General features: G+C 60.7%; 5 protein-coding genes. 3 read left to right on the plus strand and 2 right to left on the minus strand.

Annotated elements, in window-relative coordinates; genetic code table 11:
- The first annotated feature begins 8 nt into the window (after positions 1-8).
- Positions 9-7,325 (plus strand): hemagglutinin repeat-containing protein, encoded by a 7,317-nt coding sequence (locus tag ABWO90_RS22255; RefSeq protein WP_353193401.1) that lies wholly within the window; start codon positions 9-11, stop codon positions 7,323-7,325.
- 693 nt (positions 7,326-8,018) lie between these two features.
- Positions 8,019-8,525, plus strand: a complete 507-nt coding sequence (locus tag ABWO90_RS22260) for a DUF2569 family protein (RefSeq protein WP_353193427.1) — start codon at positions 8,019-8,021, stop codon at positions 8,523-8,525.
- Between the two features lie 387 nt (positions 8,526-8,912).
- Here ABWO90_RS22260 and ABWO90_RS22265 read toward each other — a convergent pair whose 3' ends face one another.
- Together ABWO90_RS22265 and ABWO90_RS22270 are read right to left on the minus strand one after the other, a co-directional pair.
- Complete coding sequence (locus ABWO90_RS22265; protein ID WP_353193402.1) at positions 8,913-10,232, minus strand: MFS transporter; 1,320 nt, start codon at positions 10,230-10,232, stop codon at positions 8,913-8,915.
- Positions 10,229-11,626, minus strand: a complete 1,398-nt coding sequence (locus ABWO90_RS22270) for a M20 family metallopeptidase (protein ID WP_353193403.1) — start codon at positions 11,624-11,626, stop codon at positions 10,229-10,231. The genes ABWO90_RS22265 and ABWO90_RS22270 overlap by 4 nt, the downstream gene beginning before the upstream one ends.
- A gap of 218 nt (positions 11,627-11,844) precedes the next feature.
- On the opposite strand from ABWO90_RS22270, the gene ABWO90_RS22275 reads away from it, so the two are divergent.
- Complete coding sequence (locus tag ABWO90_RS22275; RefSeq protein ID WP_353193404.1) at positions 11,845-12,762, plus strand: LysR family transcriptional regulator; 918 nt, start codon at positions 11,845-11,847, stop codon at positions 12,760-12,762.
- Positions 12,763-12,766 lie beyond the last annotated feature (4 nt).

The following is a 12,766-nucleotide window of genomic DNA, read 5'->3' on the forward strand; positions in this document are numbered from 1 at the left end:
CTGGTGCCATGTCGAACATCGACGGCACCGTGCATTCAGGCAAGGCACTGAAGGTGACGACGAACGGACGTCTCGAAAACACGCGCGGCAGCATCGAAACTGCGGGGGATCCATCAATTGCCGGCGGCGACGACCTCAGCATTGGCGCCGCAACACTTGAGAACACCGACGGCCGGATCGTCAACGGCGCCCGCAGCGGCGGCCAACTGACCATCAACGCCGAATCGATCGTGAACGCACTGACGCGCAATTCGACGGCAGCGCGTCCCATCGGTCTGATTGGCGGCAACGGTCGCGTTTCGATCACCGCGTTCTCGTTGTTGAACGGGCCGAATGCCTCCATCAGTGCCGGCACGGATCTCTCGCTCAGTGTGCGCGACAAGCTCGGCAACGCCGGCACGGTGTTTTCCGGCGCGGATCTCAGCGTGAGGTGGCGAGACACCGTAAAAACCGGCGCGTTCGAGAACACAGGAAACGTACAGGCACGACGTGACGCTTCCCTCGCGGTCGACGCGCTGAACCATCGCTCCGGCGAGATTGCCGTCAATCGGGACCTGAAACTGCACACCAACGGCCTGCTCGGCACCGCGCGATTGCGCGCAGGGAACGATCTGCGCATTGCGCTGCCGGGCGACTTCACCTATGGCGACGCTCACGGTTGGCAGGCGAACGGCAACCTGACGCTCGACGTCGGCGGCTTGCTGCGCGTGCATGGCGCGCTCGGGGCGATCAAGCAACTTACGGTGAACGCGGCCCAACTCGTCAACGTCGGGCAAGGCCGTCTTCGAGGGGGTTCGGTGCTACTGAACGTGGCCGGCGACATAACCAACGACACCCGCATCGATGGCGACGACGTCAGACTGCACAGCGTGCGGTTCATCAATACGGGGGCTGTCATTGGCGGACACATCCGTTTTGACGGTCGGCACGTGAGCAACACGGGAGATCGCGCCGTACTCGCAGCGACGCGGCAACTCGATCTCTTCGCGACAGGCGATGTTCTCAACGAGAACGGCGCTACGCTGTACAGCCTCGGCAACCTGCGCGTGGCGGCTGGCGACGCCCGCGACGCGCAGGGGTTCCTGAAACAGCAGTCGACACGATTCATCAATCGGTCGGCGGTCGTGGAGGCCGGCGCAGACGTCGATATCGCAACTCGTGAGTTCGTGAACGATCGTAGCTTCGTCAACTTTGTGCGAGGTGCGCAGGAGGAGGAAACCCAGCAGGTTCTCGATCTCTGGATCGCGGGCTACATAGCGATTCCTCAAGGCGGTGGCCGCATGCGATGCGCCGCAGCTGGCGGCACCTGTCAGGAGCTACCGACGACGCATACGAGCCATAGCCTGAGCGTCGACGGGGAGCCCGCGACAATCCGGGAGTCCTACATCGAGATCGACACGTTTGGAGGTGAGGTCACGCGTTACCGCGATGTGCCCAATCCCCGCAATCAAGCGTTCACACAGTGGCGTTGGTCTCGCGAAGAGCGTGCCGCGCTCTCCAGCGAAAAGCTTCATGCAGTAAGCAGCCCCATCAGCGTCAAGATTCCGAAGCATGGGCTGACGGCGCTCGACGTCGACGCGAAAACGTTCTCGCTCGAAAAGCCGATCATCGAGGTGTATCGGACATTCGCCACTTTTGGGGACTATGAAACCCGCAACATTACCCAACGCGCCGTTCAGCATTTCGAGGCCATTCAGGATGACGGTCAAGGCAACTGGGTGATCCAGTTCTGGCCCGACTTCGATCCGTCGATGCATATCCGCCCGACCGTGGTCGATCAATCGAGAAGCACCATCACCGGCGCGGAGGACGAAGGCGCGCGCATCTTCCGTCGTGGATACGGCATTCCGGACAATCAAGACCACAACGAATACGTGCGTCGCATCACGATCCGCAGCAAGACCGACGTCCTGGGCGACGTTGCCGCCCCCGGCGTCGTCACGTCGCAGGGCACGATTCGCATGAACGTCGACAACGGCACCGCGCTGAACCATGCGTCAACGATCAGTGCCGGCGGCAACATTCACGTTCGCGGCAATGGCGGTGACATCACAAATCGCAGCATCGGGCTGGAGCGTGTCGAGCAGATCGAGCAAACGTCCGATCTGTATTGGCACGAAAAGAAGGGAAACAGCGATAGCAGGTTCATATCGGTCAATCTCGGTACCACCGAACGCCGGTCCACGGTCGGTGGGCTTGACAGCGTGATCTCGTCGAACGGGACGACGCATCTTCGTGGTCGTAATTTCGAGAACGAGACGGCCACCGTAGACGGGACGGTCATCGGTAGCCGTCAAACGGATAGCGACGTCGGTACGTGGAGCCGCGTTGCGGTCGATGGCACACGCGCAACCGTCTCCACGGGCAAGCGGGCCGATATCGATGCGCCGGAGGCTACGTCGTCCGTGCCCGGCGTCTCCGGCGCCATTCAGACCCTCGACACGGCTTCCGGTGGCATTCCCGGACTCAAGCTCCCGCGCAGCGCCCTCTTCAGCGTGGTTGAGAAGCCCGATCATCCGTATCTCGTCGAGACCGATTCCCGATTCACCGATCGTGGGACTTTTGTCTCCAGCAATTACATGCTGGATCTACTCGGCGTGGCACCTGACAAGATCGAGCGACGTGTCGGCGACGGCTTCTACGAAGCGAAGCTGGTGCGCGAGCAGATTCTCCAATTGACCGGACGCGCCTCGCTGAGTGGTCGTGACGGCGACGCCTCGGCGGCCTTCGATGCGGAATTCCGAAAGCTTCTCGCGCAAGGGGCAAGAGCGGGGCGCGATCTGGACCTTCGCGTGGGCATTCGTCTGACGTCCGAGCAGATGCAGGCGCTGACCGACGACATTGTCTGGCTGGTGCGCCAGACCGTCACACTGCCCGACGGCACAACCACCACGGTGCTCGTGCCGACGGTCTACCTTGCGCATGGCAAACGTGTCGTCATGCAGCCCGGCGGCGCGCTGGTGACGGGGCGAGACGTCATCGTCGAGGCCACGAACCAGGTCAGCAACAGCGGCCAGATCGTCGGCGATTCGAGCACGCGAATCCGGGCGTTCGACGTCGAGAATCGCGGCGTGATCGGTAGCTCGGGAGGTCGCGGCGGTGCCGCAGACCAAGGTGGCGCCGGTGCAGTCGAGGTCACTGCGGAGCGCGACGTCCGGAATATCGGCGGCGAAATCGCAGGCGAGCGCGTGCAAGTCACCGCCGGACGCGATGTTGTCGTCACGAGCCAGAGCCGCACGAACGAATGGGTGAAGGATTCCCAGAGCGGCAAATCCACGGCCATTGAATCGCTCGGCCACATCGATGCGCGAGACGCCGTAGTGATTACCGCAGGAAGAGACCTGTCCGTCACCGGCGCGGCCATCGACGCCGGGGGTAACGTCGATCTCGCAGCGGGACGTGACGTGTCGCTTGGAACGATAGCGTCGGACCGCGAGTTTGGCGGCGGAACGAGTGGCAGTCACAGTCGGACGCAAGTCACCGAGCAGGTCTCCTCCGCCATTCGCTCGGGAGGCGACACCTCTCTCATGGCGGGGCGCGACGCATCCACTGCAGGCGCCAACGTCGATGCAGGCAAGCGTGTCGTTATCGCGGCAGCGAGAGACGTCGAGATCGGTGCGGCGATCAATACGGTCACGGACACTGCGCGCGTGAATGGCGACGGTTACGCGGCAACGGTCGACTCCTATGAGGAAAGCGTCCGGGGCAGTCGAATTCAGGCGAAGGGTGACATTGGCATTGCCGCCGGGCAAGTGGAGGCGATTGGACGGCTCCTGGACAAACGCGGGGTCACCGCCTATGTCACGTCCGGGGACGGCACCACTGGCGATGCGAAGATTCTGGGTTCCTATGTGAACGCCGGAGCGAGCGATGACAAGACGACCGGAACGACGCCGTCTTCGGGTACGGAAGGCACGTCGAACCTCAAGATCGTCGCGACGGGAGATGTGAGCGTCGGCGGTGTTTCGGCGCGATACGACGACACCCGATGGTCGAAGCGCACCAGCGACGGCCTGCTTTCGTCCACGACGGAGGAAAGCTACCGCGACAGTCACGGCACCCGCACGACGGGCAGCACCCTCTCCGGGGACGCGGTGACGATTGCCGCCGGGCGCGACGTCGCGATTGCCGGGTCGCAGGTGGTGGCGGATGGCGACATGACCATCGGCGCAAAGCGGAATGTGACGATTACGTCTACCGAAGACAAAAGCAACTCTCTGAGCGTGACGGAGAAGACGACGAGCGGTGTCTTCGGCAGTGGTTTGAGCGTCACCATTGGCAATCGGACCGAGAAGGATAAGCAGCGCAGCGAGGAGGTCAGTCAAACAGGCAGCGTCGTGGGTTCGGTCAGCGGCGATGTCGTGATTCGTGCGGGCAACGACTACCAGCAGGAAGGCAGCACGGTCATTGCACGTGATGGCGATGTGGACATTGCGGGCAAACGCGTCTCGATTACGGAGAGCGAAGCGTCCGAAAAGCGCCTGCATGAGCGAGAGATCACGCAGGCGGGATTGACGATCGCCGTCATCAGCCCTCTGCTTAACGCCGCCGAAACCGTGGCTCAGATGGGCAAAGCCGTTGGCAAGGTCAACGACTCCCGCATGAAGGCGCTCGGCGTGGCGGCTGGCGGGCTTGCCGTGAAAAATGCGGCAGATACGGTCAAGAACCTCAAGGATGCAGCCAGCGTCAGCGTTTCGGTCACCGTAGGCGGTTCGAAGCAAGTCAGTCGCGAGACCAACGACAGTACGACGTCTGACGGCTCGAGCGTTCGCGCGGGCGGCAACGTCACCATCGCAGCTACTGGGGACGGCGATCAATCGTCGCTCCTCATTCGAGGCAGCGAGATCGCCGCCGGGAAGGACGTCAAGCTCACCTCCGACGGCACACTCGACATCCTCGCCGCCAAGGACACCTCCGAACACCACCGCACCTCTTCCAGTGTTTCGGGCGGCGTCGGGGTGGCTTTCACGCTGGGCAACGGCCCGCCGGTTGGGGTGACGGCCAACGCCGCCATGTCGCGTGGCAAGGCCGACGGCAAGGATGTCACACAACGCAACAGCCACATCGTGGCGGGCGGCGTGGCCGAGATCGCCTCGGGGGGCGACACCAATATTCGCGGCGGGACAGTCGTTGGCGAGCGCGTCGTTGCCAACATCGGCGGCGACCTGAACATCGAGAGCTTGCAGGACACCAGCGTCTACAAGTCCAAGGACCAATCGATCAGCGGCAGCGTCACGGTCGGGTTCGGTGGCGCCTCCGGCAGCATCAACGTCAGCCATCAGCAGATCAACAGCGACTTCGCGAGCGTGACGGAGCAATCGGGAATCAAGGCCGGAGACGGCGGCTTCGACGTCACCGTCAAGGGCAACACCGATCTGACCGGCGCCGTCATCGCCTCGACCGATAAGGCCGCTGACGAGAATAGGAATCGTCTGATAACTGGCTCGTTGACGACGCGCGACATCGAAAACCACGCAGAGTACGACGCCTTCGGCATCAGCCTTGGGGGCGGCATCAGCACGGGCGGCGGGGATAACGCCAAGGTCGGCACGGACCAAAAAGGAGACGCGCAGACGGGTGCTAACGCTACGCCTGGGAGCGACTTACCGAAGACTGGGCCAGTGAGCATTCGACCGCCGGTCGCGGTGGCCGCTAGCGATAGCGCAACGAGCACGACCCGCAGCGGCATTAGCGCTGGCGTGATTCAAATTACCAACGAGGCGAGCCAACGCGAGAAAACCGGAAAGTCGGCGGAGGAAACGATTGCCGCCGTCAATCGAGATGTGTCCTCCGACAGAGACGGTAGCAGCGCACTCACCAATAAGTTCGATAAGGAGCAGATCGAAACCAGCTTCGAGATCATGCAGACGTTGCAGCGCGAGGTCGGGACGTTTGTGAACAATCGAGCCAAGGAAGCCGATGAGTTGAAAAAGGCACGAGACAACGAGACGGACCCGGCCAAGCGCGCCGAGTTGGATGCACAACTGGCCGACGCGCAGAAGTGGGGGCCGGGTGGCAACTACCGGCGAATTGCCACGGCCATTACCGCAGCGGTCGGAGGAAACGTCACGGCCGGAATGGGCGACATGGTCATACGCGGTGGGGTGAACTACTTGCAGAGCCTGGGGGCCGAGAAGGTTAAGGCAATTGCCGATGAGCTCGATAGCGACACGGCGCGTGCGGCCTTGCACGGCATCGTGGGTTGCGCGGGCGCGGCAGCCTCGGGCGGCAACTGCGGCGCGGGGGCGATGGGCGCGTCGGCGAGCGTCGTGCTCAACAACCTGCTGCAGAAGGCCGGTGCAAAGTCAGCCAATGAGATGAGTGCGGAGGAAAAGGAGGCGCGCACGAATCTGGTAGCGAGTGTGGTCGCCGGGATTGCTGCAGCTACAGGGACCGAAGTCACGACGGCGACAACGGGCGCGAAGATCGAGATCGAAAACAACTACCTGAAAGAGAAGGAAGCAAGAAATCTTGATAAAGAGCTGATGTCCTGCAAAGAATCAGGGGGAAATTGCAGGGAAGTCGTCGAGAAATACATTGATATCAGCAACAAAAACAGTAAGGAATTGGCTGAGGCCTGCACCGGCGGTGGCGTGGCGTGTGTGACGTGGGAGGAGCTTATTCAAGCCAGTACCAATGTTGCGAGAGATGGGGATGCGCCGCAGATACGGTTAAGCGAAAAACTTAAAGACCCGGAGGCAGCCGCATTGGTCGAATACCTTAATGGAATGGATCTTAAGTTCCTAAAGGAAAATATATCGACAACGGACAGAGTTCTTTCAGTCGTCAGCGATCCCACGAGTTGGCCAGTGATTGTGATGGGGACGAAATCCATTATCACCGGGGCCAGCGGGAAGGAGCAGTTGATTGCTGCGGGGGTCACGAGTGCAACGAATGCTGCAATTCAATACGGCTCCGAGAACAATGTGAAGCTATCAGACGTCATTGGATCGGGCGTCATTGGAGCAATAACAGCCAAAAAGCGTTTCAACCCGACCGTTAAATGGAATGCTGTAGGCAGCTATTACTCCGCAGAAATAAAAGGTGACGATCCCTTCATGGCTGGATTGTTAGGCGCAGCCGGAGCTTCTGCGGGCTATACAATCGGCAATATCATTAAGGTCCCAATGAATAAAATCATGAATCCGATATCAAAACAGTATGAGTGGCAGCCCGTAGGATTCTGGACGATAACAAAACCAACTCCTCAGAACATCGTTCCCTCCGTGGCTGGCAACACCGCGGATTCCGCCGCATCCTCTTTGGTAAATAAAATCTTAGAAAGCAACTCAACAAACGAAGCAAACAAAAATGAAATTAAATAAATCTATTATCCTCATGATCTACCTATCAGCATCATTCTCGTTGATGCTATTTTTTGTTAGCATATTTTTTAGCACACTCGGATATTGGATTCGTGGTGACGACAACATAGTATCGCTTGTCATAGGAGATATATACATTTACCTCAAAATGGCTGCCATCGGATTTTTTGTTGGCTTTTCTTTGTGGTTTTTTGGAGTTCGATAGGCGTCATCGACAATTTTGTCGAATTTCTTGCCACTTTCACCAACAAAAACAACAAAAAACCCCCACAACACAAAAATGAAGCGAAGATCAACCTGATTGAATAGGTCTTGGCTGGCATCACCGTCGGAATTGATGGTGATGCAAAAACGACAAACGTCTCGCCGCGGTGTGATTTGAAAAACAATCAGTTCGTCGATTTACCGACTTTTCTTAATATCCACTCCTCATCTGAGCTGAGGAGCCATTATCTCTAGATTTCTTTGGTACGAAATTTTCGGACAGGTCAGAAGCGATGATAAAGCGGCAGAATGCGTTGCTGGATCAGCAAGAGGCTAACGCGAGAACGGAAGCCGCCAACTTGGCGGAACGGGCACGCCGCCCAGGACGTGTTACGCACCCAGATGAATGAGATCAACGATTTCCGGCAGCATCAAAAAATGACAAAGACCAAGAAATGGAGTCCTGCAAGTGTTTGGGCTAAGAATTGTATGAATGTTGAAGAGATTCGTGGTTTAGGTGGATGGTTGGCCTTCTTGATATTCGCGCTGCTTGTTATCGGTCCATGTGTTACGCTCGGTGAAGCATACGTTGGTTTCGCGGAACTTGAACGCGCATATCCAGGGCTGCGCGGGAGCGAATTATGGGGCCGATTCCGGATGCTATCGTGGGCCGTCATAATCGTCTCCATAGGCCTATCCTATTGGGCCGGAATGCGCTTGATACTCCGTAGAGAGCCATCGTCAGTATGGATTACGCAGTTTGCAATATGGTTGTCGGGGCCATGCGCAACGGCAGTTCATTTATTTGTCGTTCCCGTTATTGTTTCCGGATCGGTCGCTGTAATCACGCATATCGACACGCCTCAGCTCATCGTGGAGATAGTTCGCCTTGGTTCCGGCGCGGTCGGAACCGCAGCGTGGTCGATCTACTTAGTGAAGTCGCGCCGTGTTGCCCGCACGTACGGGATGCAGAGGAATTGCCAAGATCTTCGATAAGGAGAAGATCGAGGCGAGGCTGGAGATCGTGGAGGCGTTCCAGCGCGAGTTGGGGCAGTTCGTTAATAACCGCGCGAAAGAAGCCGAGGCGTTGCACCAGGCACGCGATGCGGAAACGGATCCGGGCAAACGTGCGGAGTTGGATGCGCAGCTTGAGGTCGTCTCGTTATACCGAAGTAGTCCCACCGCGTCTACGCATGCAAGCGGCACCGCTTCCGGCACAATCTTTAAAGGTGAAGCCCCGAGTACCGCGTCAGTCGCCGGAAATAGCCCCCTGCGGCGTAACTCTCAACAAAAAGGCGCCACAACAGCCTCACGCGCAACCATCGCACGCGACGCCATCGGGCGCCTTCTTTCGGTCTTCCTCACCGACCTACCACCACTCCCTCATCGCGCCCCCATCCGCGAGCGTGCGATGAGCAGTGTCGTCAGGCTGATCACCGCCCCGACCATCAGATACAGACCCGGGGCGAGTTTATTGCCCGTCGAGGCAATCAGCCACGCCACTGCCAGCGGCGTGAAGCCACCAAAGATCGTCGTGCCGAGGTTGTAGCCCACCGCCATACCGGTTGCGCGCGTGCTCGTCGGGAACAGCGACGACATCAACGCCGGAATCGGCGCGAAATACACCGCCTTCAACGTACCGACCCACAGCATCACCACCATCATCGTCAGCAGCGACGGATGCGCATTCATGAACGCGAACGCCGGATACACCGTACACAGGAACAGCACGCCCGCCACCAACATGATGCGAATGCGCCCGATCTTGTCGGACCAATGCCCCACGAACGGCGTGAGCGTCATGATCACGAAGCCCGTCACCAACGTCGCAATGAACCCCTGGGCCGGCGGCAACCCCAACTGCTTCGTGGCGTACGTCGGCATGTACAGGATCATGTAGTTCGCGGTCGTCGTCAGAATCAGCGCACCGATGGACACCAGCAAACGCGACTTCTGCGTCGCCAGCACCTCGCGTACCGGCGACGTCCCGGCGTGCGCATCGGCCTTGCGGGCGCTCTCGAACGCAGGCGTCTCATCCACATACTTCCGGATGTAAAGGCCGATCGGGCCCACCAGCATCCCGAACAGGAACGGAATGCGCCATCCCCACGATTCGAGTTGCGGTTGCGTCAGCGCGCCAGTCAACACCGCACCGAAGGCAGACGCCAGCAACGTGCTCGCCCCCTGACTCGCAAACTGCCAGCTCGACATGAAACCCGGACGGTTCGGCACGTGCTCGACGAGAAACGCCGTCGAACTGCCAAACTCGCCACCCGCCGAGAAGCCCTGCATCAAACGCGAAAGAAAGATCCCGATCGGCGCCCAGACACCGATCGCAGCATACGTCGGCATGAACGCGATGAGTCCCGTGCCGAACGTCATCATGGCAATCGAGAGCATCAGCGATGCGCGTCGCCCGTGCCGGTCCGCGTAGGCCCCAAGCACGAACGCCCCCAACGGCCGCGCCAGGTACGACAGCGCAAACGTGCCCAATGCCATGAGCAACGACACGGTCTCGTCGTGCGCCGGGAAGAACAACTTCGAGATCGTGACGGCGAAATACCCGTAGACGATCAGGTCGTACCATTCGAGCGCATTGCCGATCGAGGTGGCGACGATCAGCTTGTAGACGGGCACGTCCGGGCGCGCGGCCGACGCCGCATTCGCACGATCCGCCCCGCCGGCAGCAGCAGAGGTGCTCATCGCGGTTTCCCCTCTTTCAGGTTCACATCGCCGAGGTCCCAGAACAGCCCCGCCATGATCTGCAACGCCTCACGCGCGACCGAGCCAAGCAAATGCTCGTCCGGCGCATGTTGCGAGCACGCCGGGTACGAGTGCGGCACCCACAGCGTTGGCAAACCCAGCACATCGGCGAACACATCGTTCGGCAGCGTGCCACCCAAGTTCGGCAGCAGCACCGGCGGCTTGCCGGTCGTCTCGCGCATCGATGCGAGCGCCCACAGCACCCACGGATCTTCCGGATCGAGGCGCGTGGCCATCACGCCGCGCTCGACTTCGATCTCGACCATCGGGAAGCCGTGCGCGTCGAGGTGCGCTCGCAGGATCTCGCCCAGACGCTCCCAGTCGGTGCCGACCACGAAGCGGATCTGCATGTGCGCATACGCGTAAGGCGGAATGGCGTTGACCGGCTTCTCCGGATTGCCAGTCTTGAATGCCAGCACTTCAATGTTGTTCCAGCCGATCACGCGCTCGGTCGGCGTAAGTCCCGGCTCGCCGTAGTCGACGTCGACCTCGGGATCGTTCGGGCCGCCGCCCACTTCAAGCCCGGCCAGCGCACGACGCACCGCCGCAGGCAGCTCGGGCGGACGCAGTCCTTCCACGAGAATCTTGCCGTTGCCGTCGACGATCGCAGCAATGGCGTTGGCGAGCACCACGCCCGGATTGCGCAGCAGTCCGCCCCAGTTGCCCGAGTGATGACCGCCATCCCGCAGATTCAGGCTCAGCTTGAAATTGACGAGACCGCGCGAGCCGAGGAACACCGTCGGACGCTCGGCCGACAGACGCGGGCCGTCGGAGGCGATCAGCACGTCGGCGCGCAACTCGTCGCGCAACTGCTCGCAAATCGCATGCAGACCCGGCGAGCCCATTTCCTCGCCCATCTCCACGATCATCTTCACGTTGTAGCCAAGCTTGCCGTCGCGCAGCTTCAGCACCTCGGCCAGTGCCGCCAGATTGACGGTGTGCTGGCCCTTGTTGTCGGCCGTGCCGCGTCCGTACCAGCGGTCGCCTTCGACCACGATCTCCCACGGCTTCAGGCCACTGCGCCACTGAGCGTCGTAACCGCGCACCACATCGCCGTGACCGTAAGTCAGCACCGTGGGTGCATCATCGCTCTCATGGCGTTCGGCAATCAGGAACGGGCCGCCACCCGGCACCGGGTTGGGCACGATGCGCGACGTGAATCCCAGCGCGGCGAGCGACGGCGTCATCTCGTCGGCCAGATAGGCATTCAGAACGGCACCGCTATCCGCTTCCTGACTCTCGGTCTTGTAAGCGACGCGGCGGTTGAGCGTGTCGAGGAAGGCGCCCGAATCATATTGGGCGGTGGCTTGGGCAATCGCTGCGCTACGGGTCACTGCTTGTCTCCAGAAGGCTTGTGAGGGCACGGCTGCCGCCTCGCACCGCTGTGCGACGCGTGTCGAACGCACGCTACGGCACCACCGTTCGAGCCATTCTAGGAGCGGGTATTTTTGACAACAATGATAATATTTCGAAGGTTTCCTTGCCGTTTCGGCAAAGCAGAAATCGCACCGGATGCCCTCCTGGGCCAACTCGCTTCCGCTTCCTCTCGCCCATGCAAACGCACGCGTTGCGCTACTTTCTCGAAGTCGCCCGCACCGGGTCGCTCAGCCGCGCCTCGGAGCGTCTGCATGTCGCGGTCTCGGCCCTCAGTCGTCAGATTGCCAAACTGGAGGAGGATCTCGGCACGCCGCTGTTCGAACGGCGTCCGCGCGGCATGGTCCTGAGTGAAGCCGGCGAATTGCTCGCCGATCATGCGCGTCGGGTGCTGCTCGACACGGAACGCGTGACGTCGGAAATTCGCGGACTGACGGAAGTGGGCCGCGCAACGATTCGCGTTGCCAGCGCAGAAGGCGTGGCGCGCGACTTCCTGCCGCAGGTGTTCGCGCGCTTTCGCGAAGCCTATCCCGGCGCGCACTTCCTGCTCGACGTCGTCTCACCGTTCGTCGCGACGGAGCAGGTGCGCGATGGCGAGGCCGATATCGCCGTGTGTTTCAGTGTGGCGCCGGAGAAAGGCGTGCAAGTCGTTCACACGCAGCCCGCCCCGATCTTTGCCTTGATGGCGAAGCGCCACCCGTTGGCCAAGCGGCGAGATGTCGCACTGGCCGATCTGCAGCCCTACCCCATCGCGCTATCGAACGCCGGGGTCACCATCCGACAGATGTTCGATCTGTGCTGCACCCTCGAAGGGCTACTGTTCGAACCGGTGTTCGTCAGCAACTATCACGCCGCGCTGCACAGTTTCGTACGCTCCGGCAACGCCGTGACGCTCACCGGCATGCTCACCGTGCGCAGCCGTCTCGCACCGGAGGGCCTTGTCGCCATCCCCATTCGCAACCCGGCCCTGCACCAGCGCACGCTGCAAGTGCAGACGATGGCCGGACGCACGCTGCCCGCGCCTGTCGAAGCTTTCCTCGGCCTGTTGATTGACGCGATTCGCGCGCCCGAAATTCTCGACAAACCTTTCGCCTGACGCC

Origin of the sequence: Pandoraea pnomenusa, from assembly GCF_040391475.1 — a bacterium.
GTDB classification, from domain to species: Bacteria; Pseudomonadota; Gammaproteobacteria; order Burkholderiales; family Burkholderiaceae; genus Pandoraea; species Pandoraea pnomenusa_C.